The 17,014-nt window shown below is 59.5% G+C and carries 16 protein-coding genes and 1 pseudogene; 9 read left to right on the forward strand and 8 right to left on the reverse strand.

The features are described from left to right. From AC04MI_RS17005 to AC04MI_RS17020, 4 genes and pseudogenes are all read left to right on the forward strand, one after another. Window positions 1–306: pseudogene (locus AC04MI_RS17005) on the forward strand (copper oxidase); the annotation flags it as partial. Between the two features lie 35 nt (window positions 307–341). After that, on the forward strand, window positions 342–845 hold the full coding sequence (locus tag AC04MI_RS17010; RefSeq protein WP_069103145.1) for a cupredoxin domain-containing protein: 504 nt from the start codon (window positions 342–344) through the stop codon (window positions 843–845). Between the two features lie 38 nt (window positions 846–883). Beyond that, window positions 884–1,225, forward strand: a complete 342-nt coding sequence (locus tag AC04MI_RS17015; protein ID WP_099730242.1) for a copper-binding protein — start codon at window positions 884–886, stop codon at window positions 1,223–1,225. Between the two features lie 75 nt (window positions 1,226–1,300). Next, on the forward strand, window positions 1,301–1,594 hold the full coding sequence (locus AC04MI_RS17020; RefSeq protein ID WP_055396768.1) for a hypothetical protein: 294 nt from the start codon (window positions 1,301–1,303) through the stop codon (window positions 1,592–1,594). A 595-nt stretch (window positions 1,595–2,189) separates the two neighbouring features. Here AC04MI_RS17020 and arsH read toward each other — a convergent pair. The 8 genes from arsH to AC04MI_RS17060 form a co-directional block, all read right to left on the reverse strand. Further along, entirely contained in the window at window positions 2,190–2,903 is a 714-nt protein-coding gene (gene arsH, locus AC04MI_RS17025) for an arsenical resistance protein ArsH (RefSeq protein ID WP_055396770.1), read from the reverse strand. Next, on the reverse strand, window positions 2,878–3,924 hold the full coding sequence (arsB, locus tag AC04MI_RS17030; RefSeq protein ID WP_197506379.1) for an ACR3 family arsenite efflux transporter: 1,047 nt from the start codon (window positions 3,922–3,924) through the stop codon (window positions 2,878–2,880). The genes arsH and arsB overlap by 26 nt, the downstream gene beginning before the upstream one ends. A gap of 8 nt (window positions 3,925–3,932) precedes the next feature. Then, complete coding sequence (locus tag AC04MI_RS17035) at window positions 3,933–4,439, reverse strand: arsenate reductase ArsC (protein ID WP_063459417.1); 507 nt, start codon at window positions 4,437–4,439, stop codon at window positions 3,933–3,935. An 89-nt stretch (window positions 4,440–4,528) separates the two neighbouring features. After that, a complete protein-coding gene (locus AC04MI_RS17040; RefSeq protein ID WP_063459325.1) occupies window positions 4,529–4,852 on the reverse strand; it encodes an ArsR/SmtB family transcription factor in 324 nt (107 codons plus the stop codon). A 224-nt stretch (window positions 4,853–5,076) separates the two neighbouring features. Then, entirely contained in the window at window positions 5,077–5,511 is a 435-nt protein-coding gene (locus tag AC04MI_RS17045; protein WP_024815622.1) for a MarR family winged helix-turn-helix transcriptional regulator, read from the reverse strand. A gap of 142 nt (window positions 5,512–5,653) precedes the next feature. Beyond that, window positions 5,654–8,050 (reverse strand): heavy metal translocating P-type ATPase, encoded by a 2,397-nt coding sequence (locus tag AC04MI_RS17050; RefSeq protein ID WP_476498227.1) that lies wholly within the window; start codon window positions 8,048–8,050, stop codon window positions 5,654–5,656. A 219-nt stretch (window positions 8,051–8,269) separates the two neighbouring features. Beyond that, window positions 8,270–9,607, reverse strand: coding sequence for a heavy metal sensor histidine kinase (locus AC04MI_RS17055; RefSeq protein ID WP_082836287.1), 1,338 nt, complete (start codon window positions 9,605–9,607; stop codon window positions 8,270–8,272). After that, the gene (locus AC04MI_RS17060; protein ID WP_476498224.1) at window positions 9,604–10,290 is read right to left on the reverse strand and encodes a heavy metal response regulator transcription factor; all 687 of its coding nucleotides are present in this window, start codon (window positions 10,288–10,290) and stop codon (window positions 9,604–9,606) included. Before AC04MI_RS17060 ends, AC04MI_RS17055 begins: the two co-directional genes overlap by 4 nt. A gap of 156 nt (window positions 10,291–10,446) precedes the next feature. Between AC04MI_RS17060 and AC04MI_RS17065 the strand changes: the two genes are divergently transcribed. From AC04MI_RS17065 to AC04MI_RS17085, 5 genes are all read left to right on the forward strand, one after another. Continuing rightward, window positions 10,447–10,785, forward strand: coding sequence for a DUF4148 domain-containing protein (locus AC04MI_RS17065; protein WP_069103149.1), 339 nt, complete (start codon window positions 10,447–10,449; stop codon window positions 10,783–10,785). 74 nt (window positions 10,786–10,859) lie between these two features. Next, window positions 10,860–11,219 (forward strand): cation efflux protein, CzcI family, encoded by a 360-nt coding sequence (gene czcI, locus AC04MI_RS17070; protein ID WP_099730243.1) that lies wholly within the window; start codon window positions 10,860–10,862, stop codon window positions 11,217–11,219. A gap of 157 nt (window positions 11,220–11,376) precedes the next feature. Continuing rightward, entirely contained in the window at window positions 11,377–12,732 is a 1,356-nt protein-coding gene (locus AC04MI_RS17075; protein ID WP_099730244.1) for a TolC family protein, read from the forward strand. Between the two features lie 2 nt (window positions 12,733–12,734). Next, entirely contained in the window at window positions 12,735–14,345 is a 1,611-nt protein-coding gene (locus AC04MI_RS17080) for an efflux RND transporter periplasmic adaptor subunit (RefSeq protein ID WP_476498225.1), read from the forward strand. A gap of 15 nt (window positions 14,346–14,360) precedes the next feature. Beyond that, window positions 14,361–17,014, forward strand: a 2,654-nt coding sequence (locus AC04MI_RS17085; protein ID WP_476498226.1) for a CusA/CzcA family heavy metal efflux RND transporter, incomplete at its 3' end; no start/stop codon positions are given.

Consider the following 17,014-nt stretch of genomic DNA (forward strand, 5'->3'; position numbering starts at 1 on the left):
GAAATGGAAATGCCCATTCCGGACAACACCATCCCGATGATGACCGGAGAAGGCCCGTTCGGCTCGGTCGAAATGGGCGGAATGTTCAGCGTCCTCAAAGTACGCCGCGACCAGAAGCCGGGCGACTACAAAAACCCGGGTTGGTACAAAAACCCGGAGGGCACGGTGGCCTACGAGTACACCGGTCCGATGGCGGAGCCTGCCCGCTTCAAGGCGGAAGGCGGCCAATCCATGCCCCGCAAAGAGAAGTCCAGTTCGGACACCGTCGTCAAGGTCAAAAAGCCGTCCTCGCACGGCGGCCACTGATCGCCTGCTTTCCCCATCAACAACCCAAGGTAAATATGAAACGCACCCTTTCCCTGATCGCTGCCTCAACCCTGGTGGCTCTGTCTTTCAACAGCTTTGCGGGTGGCAACCACGGTGGTGGTCACGACGGCGGCGGCGCCCACGGCCATGGCAGCGCTGAATCAGCTATTGGCCAGCCCGGCAAAGCTGCCAAGGTGACCCGTACGATCAACGTGGACATGGCGGACACCATGCGCTTCACGCCTGCAGCGATTTCCGTCAAGCAGGGCGAAACGGTCAAGTTCGTGATCAAGAACAGTGGCCAGGTCAAACACGAGTTCAGCTTGGGCACCGATGCCGAACTCAAGGAACACTACGAGACGATGAAGAAGTTCCCGGATATGGAGCATGACGAACCCAGCAAAGTGTCGCTGGCCCCAGGCAAGCAAGGCGAAATCATCTGGCAGTTCACAAAGGCTGGTGAAGTCAAGTTTGCCTGCCTTTACCCAGGCCATTACGACGCGGGCATGAAGGGCCAGGTCACGGTGGTGAAGAAGTAAGCGGAAAAGCCTTCTACGCGATTGAACAAGGAGTTCCTATGAAAAACGCAAACAGTCTTTTGATCGGCGCGATGTTGTCGCTGGCCGCCCTCATGCCGCTGTCGGCCACGGCGCAGGCCACGGGCGACGCTGGCAAGCCAGCTGCCATGGCTGCGGCCTCCATGACAGATGGAGAAGTGCGAAAGATCGACAAGGACGCTGGAAAAATCACCATCAAGCATGGCGACATCAAACATCTAGAGATGCCGGGGATGACCATGGTGTTCACAGCCAAGGACAAGGCCCTGCTCGACAAGACTCAGGTTGGCGACAAGATCCGCTTCATGGTGATCAACGAGGGTGGAAAGATGGTCGTCACTGCCATCGAACCTGCCAAGTAGGGATAGAAGTGTTTCACGGCGCCCCCAAGAAGGGGGTGCGCTTTCGCTCATACCTCAAACTACCAAGCAAAATTCATGAAAACGCTCCTTATTGCTCTGACTCTGACGGCCGCATCGTCCGCATTCGCCGCTGGCGACACCCAGGAAGCCACGCCCTATACCAACTCCAAGGCGCAAGCGCATGGCGAAGACCACAAGAAAGCCCGTCCTGCAACCGGTGTGAAGCGGACCAAGGATGGCGGTACAGCGCGGGGTGAAGGCTCTGGCCTTGCGGACACCAGCAAGGCCGAAGCCCGTGGTCAGGAAAAGGCCAATGCGCGTGAAGCCATGCCGCACAAGGAAGCCACTCCGGGCTCCACGCCTAAGTAATGCAAACAGGTGGGCCACAAGCGTGGCCCGCCCAAGTACGGGCTGGCCGCAATCGTGGTGCAAGGTGATGGCTCTGCAAGCCACCTCACGGCCTAGTTCAATGCCCGCTCCGATGCACGTGTACGCCACGCATCCATGTCATGAGATCCAAATGACTGGTTGTCGGCTTGTTGGTTACCCCAGAGTGAGCGGGGGCGGCCTTGGCACCGCGACGCTTCGGTTTGACAAAGCTAGCACTGTGATTGGGGGCCGAGGGACTGTCTGCGGCGAGGTTTTCCAGAATCGCGCAATGGGCATGTTCGTCACCTGCGCACACAGAAACCAACTGCTCTAACGCCGATTTCATCTCGACAATTTCCCGTAGCTTCCGCCAAATGGCGCTCGGCTATCGCTTTTAACTGCCGACGGCGTGTGTCACCCCATTGCATTGGCCGATCCACTCCTTGATCTGGGGCCTGGAGTGTTAAGGTTGTTCGATTTGCCGATACCGTCTGGGTCAGGAAAACGCTGCCCAGCAATATCAAGCAAATGACAAGGATTCTTCGCACGGAGGAGCTGTACTCCAGCTGCCTGCCGGCGCCCTGAGCACTGCCAGTCAAATGCTGCGCTGATTCACCCGCTTTGACAGCGCGTCTGCACTCTCGCGTCGCTCACTATACCGATCCACCAGATAGTCTGCACTATCGCGGGTCAGCAGCGTGAACTTCACCAGCTCTTCCATTACATCCACCACACGCTCGTAGTAGCTTGATGGCTTCATGCGGCCACTTTCGTCGAACTCCAAAAAGGCTTTTGCGACCGACGACTGGTTGGGGATGGTGATCATGCGCATCCACCGACCCAGTACCCGCATCTGATTGACGGCATTGAACGACTGCGAGCCACCCGAGACTTCCATCACCGCCAGGGTCTTGCCCTGGGTCGGCCGCACGGCCCCCACGGACAGAGGTATCCAGTCGATCTGCATCTTCAGGATGCCGGTCATCGCGCCATGGCGCTCCGGTGAGGTCCAGACCATGCCCTCCGCCCATTGGGCCAGCTCTCGCAACTCCACCACCTTCGGATGGCTGTCGGGCTCTGCGTCCGGCAGTGGCAGCCCTCGCGGATCGTAGATGCGGGTTTCAGCACCGAGGGCGCGCAGCAGTCGCGCAGCCTCTTCGGTCAGCAATCGGCTATAGGAGCGCTCTCTCACAGAGCCGTAGAGCAGCAGGATGCGGGGTGCATGGGTAGAACGCTGTGCGGGCACCAGTCGCTCAAGATCGGCCTGCTCGAAGAGCGTGGCATCAACGTTGGGAAGATCCGGATTCATACCAGTCCTTTGAAGAGTTCACGACCTTGACCACCAGCAGCATGACCGGCACCTCGATGAGCACCCCCACCACCGTGGCCAGGGCCGCACCCGAATGAAAACCGAACAGGCTGATGGCTGTCGCCACGGCCAGCTCGAAGAAGTTGGAAGCACCGATCAATGCTGATGGGCAGGCAATGGCATGCTTTTCTCCCGCTGCGCGATTGAGCCAATACGCCAGTGCCGAGTTGAAGAACACCTGGATCAGGATGGGTACGGCCAGCAATGCGATGACCAGGGGCTGCTGCAGGATGGCCTCGCCCTGGAACGCGAACAGCAGCACCAGGGTGAGCAGTAGCGCAGCAATGGACCAGGGACCAATGCGATGCAGCGCAGCGTCGAACACGGCTTGACCTCGGGCCAGCAGTGCCCGGCGCAACCATTGGGCCAGCACAACGGGAATCAAGATGTACAGGACGACAGAGGTGAGCAACGTGTCCCACGGCACCGTGATTGCCGACAGGCCCAGCAGGAAAGCCACGAGCGGCGCGAACGCGACGATCATGATGCTGTCGTTCAGCGCGACCTGGGACAGCGTGAACAGCGGGTCGCCCCCCGTGAGACGGCTCCACACGAACACCATGGCGGTGCACGGGGCGGCGGCCAGCAGGATCAAGCCAGCGATGTAGCTGTCGATCTGGTCAGCTGGCAGGTATGGGGCAAACCACTGACGTATGAACAGCCAGCCCAGAAAAGCCATGGAGAATGGCTTGACCAGCCAGTTCACGAATAAGGTGACCCCGATGCCGCGCATGTGGTTGCGCACTTCGCCCAGGGCGGCGAAGTCCACCTTGAGCAGCATCGGAATGATCATCACCCAGATGAGCAGGCCCACCGGAATGTTCACGCGGGCGACTTCCCACGCACCAATCGCGCGTGCTGTTCCAGGAAACACCTGGCCCAACCCGATCCCCACCACGATGCACAGCACCACCCACACGGTGAGGTAGCGCTCGAACACGCTCATGCTGGATTTCTGCATCCCGTTTCTCAGTTTGTGACCAGTTGGCGAGCGGTGGTCTGAAGCACCGCCTTGGCCAGCTTGTCTTCGGGAAGGCTAACCAGCAGTTCGAGCCGACGCTTCATGGCGTGCAGCGTCTGGCGGAAGGCTTCAAGTTGCTGCTCGTCCGTGCCGTCGCCCTCGCTGGGGTCTGCATAGCCCCAGTGCGCTGTGGCGGGGTGGCCTAGCCAGATGGGGCAGACCTCGCCCGCCGCGTTGTCGCACACCGTGATGATCAGGTCCATCTGGGGCGCGTCGGGCGTGGCGAACTCATCCCAGCTCTTGCTGCGCAGGCCTTCGGTGGAAATGCCTGCTTTTTGCAGCACCTGCAGTCCGAGGGGGTTGGGCTGCTGGTTGTCGCGTGGGCTGCTCCCAGCGGAGTAGGCCTTGAACCGACCGGCACCCATGTCATTGAGCAGCGCTTCGGCCAGGATGCTGCGCGCCGAGTTGTGTGTGCAAAGAAAGAGAACTTTCAAGGGTTGTGGGGTTGCGCTCATGGTGAACTCCAGGGTCAATGGTGGTGAGATAGGTGAATCTGGGCTGAGCGCACAGGCGCTTGGGGCATGGATTGCCCTACAGGGAACCCTCAGCAGTTGCAGGAGGCGGCCTCTTCAGTGAGGCATAGCGCACCCTGGCAACAGTTTTCTGTCAGGTAGGCCAGCAGACCGTTCATGGTCTGGTACGAGGCGCGATACACCAGGTTGCGCCCGTGGCGCTCCTGGCTCACCAGGCCAGCATGGGCCAACTCTTTGAGGTGAAACGACAGGGTGTTGGAGGCTACTCCCAGCTGCTCGGAGATTGCGCCAGGGGTGAGACCATCCTTGCCTGCCACGACGAGTGCGCGGAAGACACGGAGGCGTACCTCTTGAGCAAGCGCTGCAAGCGAGCGGACAACTTCAGGCTCATTCATTTCTCAATAATACACCAATTATTGAAATATAAGCCGGCTAAATCCACTCCTATTTGCATGGCGAGTGGCGGCTCGGGAAATGCGATTCGCCCCAATGGCCGTGATGAGTGGCACGCTCCAAAATCACACACCCTGGCTCGACCATCGAGGTACGCAGTCCAAAAGGCGCCAGCATCGGTCAGGGGTGGCGGCTTGCATCCGAAATCCTTGATTGAAGGAATCAGTCAGTAGACTGATTGGTCTTCTCTCAGGGCCGTCAACAACAACAGAAGGGATTTCTCGACTGCGGCACGATCCCGCTCACTCAGGCAGGCAAGCAATTGCACTGCGTGGTCATCCAGGGCAGCATTCCAATGATTGACTGACTGAAACCCTTCGTCGGTGAGCGTGACCAACCATTTCCGGGAATCGGCGGGATTGGGCTCCTTGACGACCAGACCACGGGTCGCCAGTGCGTCAACAGAACGCGACACCCAACTTTTTTCGCGTCCAACCCGCCTGCCCAGTTCAGTCATCGCAAGCGTCCCGGAGCGCTCCAGTTCGGCGAGCAGATTGCATTGGCTGTTCATCTTGCTGTTGCGTTCCACTGACCTACTTTGCGATTGTGTGAACAAACGGGCGACCTCCCGCAACAGACTTCCCGAAATGGCCGTTGTCATTTTGGTGCGTATTGCAGTGGATAGTATGAAGTCTTGGTTTTTTTGTGTGGCCAACGCTTCCGCTCAAGAGCCAAGGCGGTCGGCTCATAGCGCCGAAACTAGCTCGTGGAAGTGAGCATGTTCAGCCAACTATGCGGTCTGGCTACCCTCGTACCCTTCGAAGAAGGCGCAGGCCATTGCCCACCACCAGCAAGCTCGCTCCCATATCCGCGAAGACCGCCATCCACATGGTGGCCGTGCCAACGACCGCCATCACCAGGAAGACGCTCTTGATGCCCAATGCCAAGGTGATGTTCTGCCAGAGAATGGCGTGGGTGCGCTTGGATAGACGCACCGTCTCGGCGACGCGCTGCAGGTCATCGTTCATGATGACCACATCGGCTGCTTCCATGGCCGTGTCGGTTCCCGCCGCACCCATGGCAAAACCGATGTCGGYCTGCGCCAGCGCCGGCGCATCGTTGATGCCGTCGCCGGTCATGCCGGTGGCGCCATAGCGCTTTTGCATTTCCTTGATGGCGTCGAGTTTGGCTTCGGGCAGCAGATCTCCACGGGCGTCATCAATGCCGGCCTGCGCCGCGATGGCTTTTGCGGTGGCCGTGTTGTCGCCGGTCAGCATCACCGAGGTCACACCCAGTGCCTTGAGATCGACGATGGCCTGTTTCGATGTCTCACGGATGGTGTCCGCTACCGCGAACAGCGCCAGGACGCCTGAATCGTCAGCCAGGAGGGTTACCGTGCGGCCTTGTTTTTCATGGGTGGCCAGCTCCGCCTCCAGCTCCGGACCGCACAGTCCTAGCTCATGGATCAGTCGGTGATTGCCCAGCATCAAGCGCACACCATTCACCATGCCTTCGACGCCGCGCCCAGGCAAGGCCTTGAAGCTTTCTGCTTCTGGACCCTTTACATCCAAGCCCTGGACAATCGCCTTGGAAACCGGGTGGTCGGAACGAGCCGCCAGGCTGGCAGCCATCTGCTGGACTGCTGCCTCGTCACCGGCACCCCACACCTGCCACTTCACCAGCTTGGGTTTGCCTTCGGTGATGGTGCCGGTCTTGTCCAGCGCCACCGCCTTCAGAAGCCGGGCATCTTCCAAGTAGGTTCCGCCCTTGATCAAGATCCCACGGCGCGCTCCCGCGGCCAATCCGCTGACCACCGTGACCGGCGTGGAAATGACCAGAGCGCATGGGCAGGCGATCACCAGCAGGACCAGGGCCTTGTAGAGCGCCTCCAGCCAGGTAAGTCCCATCAGGAAAGGAGTGAGGACCGCCACCGCCACGGCAATGGCGAAGACTGCGGGGGTGTAGATGGAGGCGAACCGATCCACAAAGCGCTGCGTCGGAGCGCGCGTGCCCTGCGCCTGCTCAACGGCTTGGATGATCCTGGCCAGGGTGGTGTTGCTCGACAAGGCTGTGACCTCGAACTCCAGCTCACCAGTCTCGTTGATCGTGCCGGCGAACACCTGGTCGCCAGGTGCCTTGTCCACGGGGATGCTCTCGCCAGTCACGGGGGCCTGGTTGATGGCGCCATTGCCCTTGGTCACCTTACCGTCCAGCGGCACGCGTTCGCCCGGCTTGATGCGCACGGTCGCTCCGATGGCCACCGAAGCCACCGGTGTAGCGGTCCATGCTCCGTTGGTGCCCAGTACCAAAGCCTCTTCGGGCGCCAGTTCCAGCAAGCCCTTGATAGCGTTTCGGGCCCGGTCCACTGCCTTGGCTTCGATGAGCTCCGCAATCGCGTACAAAGCCATCACCATCGCGGCTTCTGGCCACTGACCAATGAGGAATGCGCCGGTGACGGCCACCGACATCAGCGCATTGATGTTCAGCTTGCCGCGCAGCAGCGCCGCAATGCCTTTTTTGTAGGTGTCGATGCCGGCCAGCCAGATAGCCAGAGCGGCAATCGCCATGCCGGCCACTTTCCAGGCCATCTGGTCGGGAGCAAAGAACGAGAGGACCTCAGCCCCCGTGGCGAACACCAGCGCGGCTACCAGCCGGGAGATGCCGCCTGCAAAACCATGTCCATGGTCGTCGCCTTCGGCTGGTTCGCCCGCCTGTCCGCCCTCGGAGCCATTGGCGCCTGGAACTGGCTGCGGATCGAAGCCCGCTTTGCGGATGGCATCGAGTGCCAACGGGTAGGTGCCTTCCTCTGCATCGATCTTCAGCGTCCGCGCGCCCAGCTGAAAACCCAGAGAACGAATCCCATCCAGAGGCTCCAGCGCCCGACGAATCTCCGCCTCCTCGGCGCTACAGTCCATGGTCGCAATGCGAAACACCCGGCCTTGGCTACCCTGGGTGTTTGCCGCAGTGACCACGGGCTGTGGATCGAAACCCGCCTTGCGGATGGCATCGAGCGCAAGGGGCAAGGCGCGATCCTCCGCATCGATCTTCAGCGTGCGCGCGCCGAGCTGGAAACCCAACGAGCGGATTCCCTCAAGCGGCTCCAGCGCCCGACGAATCTCCGACTCTTCGGCACTGCAGTCCATGGTGGCGATTCGGAACAGCTTGCCCTGGCCCGGGCTGCTTGTGGCTGCAGGGACCACTGCTGCGGTACTGGAACAGCCCGAGGAGCAGCAGGTGTCAACAGTGGTGGGAGGTGTGCTTGTTTCTGATTTCATAGCCCAATTGGAAACCTTCAAGTAGCTTTAAAGTCAAGCAGCAAAAAGAACATGGCTGCTTTGTCCTGGGTAAATCGGATTTCTTAACGGTCCGTACTCAGTCGCAGGGGCACAGGATCGACCCCACCCCGTCGAAAAACAACATCAATTCGGGGGGATTTCGATTCCCACATTCGTTACCCCGTTTTCTGACGATGCAAAGGGCTTTCCCTGGTGCATGCGTGCAATAGCTCCTACTATGGCCAACCCAAGGCCATGGTTACTCTGCCCATGACTACGAGCCGGATCTGCACGGAAGAATCGGTCAAACAGCTGCGGGAGTAGCTCGGGATCGATAGTGCTGCCGTAGTTGGTGACACTGATCAACACACGGCCCTCATCGATAGTTCTGAGGTTGACTTGGACGATTGAGCCAGGGTTCGCGTATCGGGTGGCGTTGCCGAGCAAGTTCGACAGGGCCCGGCGCAACAACGGCACGTCGAAAGCGCCATGCGCATCGCCGACCACCTTAGCGGTGAGACCAGCCTCGGCCAGTGCCGCTTCGTGGTAATCCAGTACGTCAGCAGCCACTGATGCAAGAGTCGCAACGGGGGCCCGACGTGCTCCCACACCCCGATCCGCCTGGGACAGGAACAGCATGTCATTGACGATGCCCGTCAGGCGGTGCAGCTCCTCCAAATTGGACGCCAGCACCTCGCGAATATCCGCCTGCTCAGGGCGCAGCAAAGCCAGTTCATTGTTGGCAATGAGCGTGGCCAAAGGCGTGCACAACTCATGCGCCACGTCCGCATTGAAGCCTTCCATCTGGGAATAGGCCTTCTCAATGCGAGCAAGGAGCGCGTTGAACTGGTCGATCAAAGGCACGAGCTCAAGGGGCTGCTCGGCGCTGTCGAGACGTTGATGCAGATTGTCAGCCGACACTGCGCGCGTCTGACTGGCCAGTCTTCGGACGGGCGCCAGGCCCAAGTTGACCAGGGAGAATCCGCCTAGCGATACAACGACGGCCCCACCGATGGCTGCGACCAGCAAGGTAAGAGCAAGTCGGTGCAACAACTGGTTGTCGGTTTGGATATCCAGCGACAGCTGAACGCGCAAGTTCTTTGAGGGAGTCTGGTCCGTAGTCTGTGCTACTTCGAACTGCCGTTGGCGCCATACCGTCTTCGCATTCTGGTTGCGGGTGTGGGCGTAGAGAACAATCCCGTCCGCCCGCGCGACTTCGAGCGACAGATCTCCGTGCCCAACAAGGAAGTCATCGAGTTTGTGCGCAAGGTCTTCCGAATCCCCATGCTCCTTGCCATCCACTAGCAAGTGCCGAATGACGTTTTCCTTTTGCGCCAGCGTTTCCTCTTGCCGATCACGAAAGTTGAACTCGGTCACCAGATACACCGCCAGACAGACCACCCCGAGTCCGGCAAAGCTCTGCAGCGCCAGCCACCAAGACAACCGCTGGCGCAATGAGCGATGTTGGGCCAGCTCCTTCATCCGTTGCGGTCCTCCATCACGTATCCCATGCCGCGAATGGTGTGGAGCAGCGCAGTGTCAAACGGAACATCGATCTTGGTACGGAGGCGCCGGATCGCGACTTCCACTACGCTGGTATCGCTGTCGAAATTCATGTCCCACACCTGCTCAGCGATCTCAGTGCGAGAAAGCACTTCGCCTTTTCTTCTCAGAAACAGAGTCAGCAGCAGAAACTCCTTCGCAGTCAACTCCAAGCGCTGGCCACACCGGGACGCTTTGCGCCGTACCAGGTCTAATTCCAGGTCGCCCAACCGCAGTTGCGTGGGCTCTGCGGCATCCCGCGCGCCATGGGTCCGCCGCAGCAGCACCTGGATGCGGGCGCTCAGTTCGGAAAACGCAAAGGGCTTGASCAGATAGTCGTCGGCACCCGTCTTGAGTCCCAATACCCGATCCTCGACGCTGACCCTTGCTGTCAACATCAAGACCGGAGTCTGCTTGGTCTTGCGAAAGGCCGTTAGAAGGCTGAAGCCGTCGATCCCTGGGAGCATCGCGTCCAAGACCAGCAGATCGTGCACGCCTTCCAGAGCCATGTGAAGGCCATCCACCCCATTGTGTGCAACGTCCACCACGTAGCCGACCTCTCCCAGGCCCTTGCGCAGGTACTCGGCCAGCTTGACTTCGTCTTCGATGAGCAAAATTTTCATGCTGCCATTCTCGAAGAATCCGGCCTGTTCGTAGTTTACGAATTTGTTATCTGGCTGTTGGCGCCGTGTCGCGCGCGGATTTTTACAGTGTCTCCGTGTCGAAAGGCATAGTCCCGGCAGATCGCCGAGGGCTAACTGATATCAAGGGACAACACCATGACTGTTCGCAAACCCCTCGCCCTCACTCTGATCGCCTTCACAATTGCGGCTCCAGGATTTTCATCTGCCTCGTCGCTGTACCATCCTGCTGGTGGCGAAGTGGGCATGACCACACATCCCGACCACATGCAAAGCGCAATGTCCCGTGGCGATGTGCTTCAGGCTGTCGAAGTAGCGCGCAAGGATGGCACGCTGGCAGTCCTTTCGCGCGGGGGTGCGCTGCCAGTCAAAGCAACAGGCTCAACAAAGACGCGTGAGCAGGTCCAACAGGAATTTCTCAACATGTCGGCAGCTGAAAAGAAGGCGCTTCTGGACATGAACGGCGGCGCTCGCTGATTTCCCAACCCAGTGCCCTTCAGCGGCCATCCAAGCCTCAGTACGCCCTTCATGACGCATGCTAGACTTCAAAAATGCGCCGCTTGATCGCCGTTCTTATGCTTGCATTGCTTCCGTTCCAGTTCAGCTGGTCTGCGGTGGCTGCTTATTGCATGCATGAGAGCTCAACCTCGCAGTCGCAGCATTTGGGGCATCACGAACACCAGCATGAAGCCAAAGGCGGGAATGGTCAGGCCGAAAAGTCCAGCCAGGGTGCAGGTGCATTTGATGTTGACTGTTCAGTTTGCCATGGCGCGGGTATCGGGGCCTTGAGCTGGTCAGATGCAAAGCCAGCCTTTTCCCATGACAGCCGTGTGGAGTCTTCCCCAGGCCAGCGCCTGCTGGCTGTAGCGCCCACGCCCCCTGACCGCCCTCAGTGGTCCGTCCTCGCCTGATCGGCGGGGGCATCTCACTTTTCTTTTTCAGTCTTGTCCGCCATCGCGGCCGAAGCAGTTGCGTGTGTTGCAGCTGGAGTGACTGACGAGTTGCCAGGCAGCTGCACGGTTGCCAGTCCGCCGATTCCCTCGTGTTTTGAAATCACTGGAGAATCGGATGTTCAAGGGTACTTACCTTCAAGAGATGCCGCACGCATGGCGCGGCGGTAGAAAGATCAAGCTCGCGGCAGGCGCCGCAGCTATATGGCTGAGCGCCTCGGGCGGTGCCTTTTCCCAGGGCCTGCCACCAGGGCCAGCCGTTGGCGAACGAGCACCTCAGTCTGCTGCAGCGGCCGCAGCTGAGCCTTTGTCGCTGGCCAAGGCCATCGAACTGGCCCTGGAGGGAAATCCGGAGGTGGCTGCGGCAAAGCGCCAATGGGAGGCAACCGAAGGACAGGTTCTTCAAGGACGCTCGCGCCCCAATCCAGAGCTCGCGTACTCGCTGGAAGACACACGCTCCAAAACACGTACGCAAAGCTGGCAACTCAATCTTCCCTTGGAATTGGGCGGAAAGCGTGCAGCACGCACCAAGGCGGCCGAAAAAACGCGCGAGCAAGCACAGGCCCAACTCGCCGAGCTGCAAGCCACCGTGCGGGCCAATGTCGCTGCCGCTTACTTTGATGTTCTGACTGCGCAGGAACGATTGGTACTAGCCAGAGACAGCGCAGCGCTGGCCAAATCTTCAACGGATACCGTCTCAAAGCGTGTAGCCGCTGGCAAAGTGTCCCCAGTGGAAGAGTCCAAGGCCCGGGTTGCCGAAGCCGGCGTTCGCGTCGAACTCGCCCAGGCCGCAAGCGAACAACGCAATGCACTGTCTCGCCTTTTCGCGCTGTTGGGACGGATCGATGCGCCTTACACCGTCCTGGAGGGCAAGGCCGAGAACCTGCCCTCGGTCCCGAGCCTCGTCGATCTCCAGCCCCTGATTGCTTCTTCGCCAGGCGTGGTACTTGCGCGAATCGAGGTGGATCGGCGCAAGGCCTTGACCGACCTGGAACAAAGCAAACGCGTCCCCGATGTCACCGTCAGCGTCGGCATGCAGCGCAGCAACGAGACGCAGCGCAACGTCCTTCTTTTCGGGGTCTCTGTGCCTCTTCCCGTCTTCGACCGCAACCAAGGCAACCTCCTGGAGGCGCTGAAACTTGAGGACAAGGCCCGCGATGAGCTGCAAGCAGCCACTGTGCGCCTGCACAGCGAAGTGGCGCAGGCACGAGAGCGCCTTTCCACGATCACCGCAGAGGTTCAGTCACTGCAGCAGGAAGTTCTGCCTGGTGCGAAGTCGGCCTATGACGCCGCCACCATTGGTTTCGAGAACGGTAAGTTCAATTTCCTGGAAGTGCTCGATGCCCAACGCACTTACTTCACAGCCAAATCCCAGTACCTCAAAGCCCTTGGCGAAGCACACCGTGCAGCGGCTGATATCGACCGCCTGCTCGGGGCCAGCATGGTTACCGGCCTGATCGCAACGCAACACTGAGCATGACCATGAACTCCAGCAAATCCACCATCAGTAAAAAACACCTGATCGCCATTGCAGTAGTCCTCGCAATAGGGGTCGGCGCGGGAACCTTCATCTTGCAAGGTGGCGGCAAGCCCAAAGCCGCAGCCACCGAGGACGATGGCCACGGGCACGGCGGCCATACCGAGGCCAAGGGACACGGCGACGGCGAGCACCATGGCAAGGGTAGCGAAAAGGGCCACGACGATGACAAGGGGCATGCCGATGGTGAACACCATGAAAAGAGCGAAGCCAAGGGACCACATGGCGGTACCGTGTTCAAGGAAGGCGACTTCAGCTTGGAAGCATTGTTGTCTGAAGACGGTGGCGAGCCTCGACTGCGAATCTGGCTGTCCGACAAAGATAAACCGCGGCCCCTGAATGCTGCAACGGTCACGGCAACTGTGACCCGCCCGACAGATGAAAAGCAGAAACTGACGTTTGCCGCTGAAAAAGACAGTCTTGTCAGCCGAGAGATCGTTGCTGAACCCCATGCGTTCGACATCGAGATCATTGCGCAGACTGCCACAGAGCCTTTCATGTTCGTGATGAGCAAGGAAGAAGGAAAGATCGAACTGACCGATGCCCAGATAAAGGCTGCATCCATCAGCCTGGACGCTGCGGTGAAAGCCAACATCAAGACGGCGTTGCTCCTTCCCGGGGAGATACGCTTGAACGAAGACCGCACGTCTCACGTTGTTCCCCGGCTTGCGGGAGTCGTGGAAAGCGTCAATGCCAGCTTGGGCCAAGTGGTCAAGAAAGGGCAAGTTTTGGCGGTGATCGCGAGCCCGACTGCTTCCGAGCAACGCAGCGAGCTGCAGACGGCCCAAAAGCGCTTAACGCTGGCAAAGACCACCTACGAGCGAGAAAAAAAGCTGTGGGAGCAGAAGGTCTCTGCCGAGCAGGACTACCTGCAGGCCAAGCAGGCCTTGAGCGAAGCAGAGGTCGCAGTAGCCAACGCCAATCAGAAACTGAGCGCGATGGGCCTGTCCGCCTCGTCGGTAGCAGGACTGAACCGTATCGAGTTGCGAGCGCCCTTTGATGGCATTGTCATCGAGAAGCACCTTAGTCTCGGCGAAGCCGTGAAGGAAGATGCTGCGGTTTTCACCATCTCGGACCTTTCCCAAGTGTGGGCTGAGATCAATGTTCCTGCGAAAGATCTGCCATCGGTTCGTGTGGGCGAAAAGGTCACGATCAAGGCCACCGCCTTTGACGCCTCCGCTACAGGCACTGTCGCTTTTGTAGGAGCGCTCATTGGCGAGCAAACCCGCACGGCAAAAGCCCGCGTGGTTCTTGACAACCCCAAGGGCGCTTGGCGTCCCGGCCTGTTTGTCAATGTTGAGGTGGTGTCCGAAGAAACGGCAGCGCCTGTAACCATCTCGGCCGACGCCGTCCAAAACGTCGGGGAAAAGCCGGTGGTCTTCMTCAAGGTTGATGGAGGCTTTATCGCTCAACCCGTGAAGCTGGGCCGAAGCGATGGCAAGCGGGTCGAAGTCCTCTCGGGTCTCAAAGCCGGTATGCCCTACGCCTCGACCGGCAGCTTCGTCGTGAAGTCTGAACTCGGCAAGGGATCTGCCGAACACACGCACTGATCGCGGAGCGCATACATGTTTGAAAAACTCATTCGATTCTCGATCGAACAGCGATGGTTGGTGCTTCTAGCGGCCCTGGGCATGGCGGCGCTTGGCGTCTTCAGCTACCAAAAGCTGCCTATCGATGCGGTCCCTGACATCACGAACGTCCAGGTTCAGATCAACACCCAGGCCGCAGGCTACTCGCCTTTGGAGACTGAGCAGCGGGTTACATACCCCATTGAGACGGTCATGGCTGGCCTGCCAAACCTGGAGCAGACCAGGTCGCTTTCGCGGTACGGTCTGTCGCAGGTGACCGTCATTTTTAAAGACGGAACCGACATCTATTTTGCTCGCCAGCTCGTCAACGAGCGCATCCAGGAGGCGCGCGACAAGCTGCCTGCCGGCATCACGCCAGCGCTGGGGCCCATCTCGACCGGCCTGGGCGAAATCTATCTCTGGACTGTCGAAACCAAGGACGGGGCGAAGAAGCCCGACGGCTCGCCCTATACCGCGACAGACCTGCGCGAGATTCAGGACTGGATCATCAAGCCACAGCTGCGAAATGTTCCTGGCGTGACCGAGATCAATTCCATYGGCGGCTTTGCCAAGGAATACCAGATCGCGCCCATCCCTGAACGCCTGGCTTCTCTCGGCGTGACACTGCAGGATGTGGTCACTGCGCTGGACCGCAACAACGGCAATGTGGGCGCGGGCTATATCGAAAAGCGTGGCGAGCAGTATCTGATTCGTGCACCTGGTCAGGTGAAGTCGCTGGAAGACATCGGTAACGTGATCCTCAGCAGCGCCAACGGTGTTCCTGTGCGCGTTCGCGACGTGGCAGAAGTTGGCCTTGGCCGGGAACTGCGCACAGGTGCTGCAACAGACAACGGACGCGAAGTGGTCCTCGGCACGGTGTTCATGCTGATCGGCGAGAACAGCCGGACTGTCTCGCAGGCGGTGGACAAGAAGATGTTGGAAGTCAACAAGAGCCTCCCAGAGGGGGTRCACGCGGTGACTGTCTACGACCGTACCGTGCTTGTTGACAAAGCCATCAGTACGGTGAAGAAGAACCTGCTGGAAGGCGCGGTTCTGGTGATCGTGATCCTGTTCCTCTTTCTGGGCAACATCCGTGCCGCCATCATCACGGCAATGGTCATCCCCTTGTCGATGCTTTTTACCTTCACGGGTATGGTTCAGTACAAGGTSAGCGCCAACCTSATGAGCCTGGGMGCGYTGGACTTCGGCATCATCATCGACGGMGCGGTGGTGATCGTKGAGAACTGCGTACGGAGACTTGCCCATGCACAAGCGCACCACGGTCGGCCACTGACGCGGGCTGAGCGCTTCCATGAGGTGTTTTTGGCATCCCAGGAGTCAAGGCGTCCATTGCTGTTCGGACAGCTCATCATCATGGTGGTGTACCTGCCCATCTTCGCGCTGACAGGCGTTGAAGGGAAGATGTTCCACCCCATGGCATTCACGGTGGTCGCGGCACTGCTGGGCGCCATGGTTCTGTCGGTGACATTCATCCCCGCAGCGGTGGCCCTGTTCATCGGCAATCGGGTCAGCGAGAAGGAAAACTTCCTGCTGGGCCATGCCAAGCGCTTGTATGGTCCACTGCTCGACCGTGTCATGGCCGCCAAGGCGGTCGTACTGACCGCAGCTGCAGTTGCGGTGATCTTGTGCGGGTTGATCGCCACGCGTATGGGCAGCGAGTTTGTACCCAATCTCAATGAAGGCGACTTTGCGATCCAGGCGCTGCGCATCCCAGGCACCAGCCTTTCCCAGTCAGTCCAAATGCAGCAGCAAATTGAAAGGACCTTGAAAGAGAAATTCCCCGAGATCGAGCGCATCTTCGCCAGAACCGGTACTGCGGAGATTGCCTCGGACCCCATGCCGCCGAACATTTCGGACGGGTACATCATGCTCAAGCCAATGGCCGAATGGCCCGAACCTCGAAAAACCCGCGACGAATTACTCGCGGCGATTCAGGAAGTCATCGGGAAAATCCCGGGCAACAACTATGAGTTCTCCCAGCCCATTCAGCTGCGCTTTAACGAGCTGATCTCCGGGGTGCGCAGTGACGTAGCCGTGAAGATCTTCGGCGACGACATGGATGTCCTGAACAAGTCCGCAGAAGAAGTCTCCGCAATGCTGCAGAAGATTCAGGGCTCCTCTGAGGTGAAGGTTGAGCAGACGACGGGGCTTCCGATGCTCACCGTGAACATCGACCGCCAGAAGGCTGCTCGCTATGGTCTGAACGTTGCCGACATTCAAGACACCGTGGCCACCGCTATCGGTGGACGCGAGGCCGGCACTATGTTCGAGGGCGACCGCAGATTCGACATCCTGGTTCGTCTGCCTGAATCCCTGCGCAACGATCTCGAAGGGATGAAGCGCCTTCCTATCCCGCTGCCGCGTTCTGCCAATGGGACAGAGGCCAAAACGAACTTCATCCCGCTGGGCGAGGTAGCAACATTCGAGCTTGCTCCTGGCCCCAACCAGGTGAGCCGAGAAAACGGCAAGCGCCGCATCGTCGTGAGCACCAACGTGCGCGGGCGCGATGTGGGCTCTTTCGTCGCAGAGGCTGAGAAAGGCCTGGCCCAGATCAAGATTCCTACCGGCTATTGGACGAGCTGGGGCGGAACCTTCGAGAACTTGCAGTCGGCCACGCAGCGCCTGCAGAT

Source organism: Acidovorax sp. LjRoot204, from assembly GCF_056175785.1.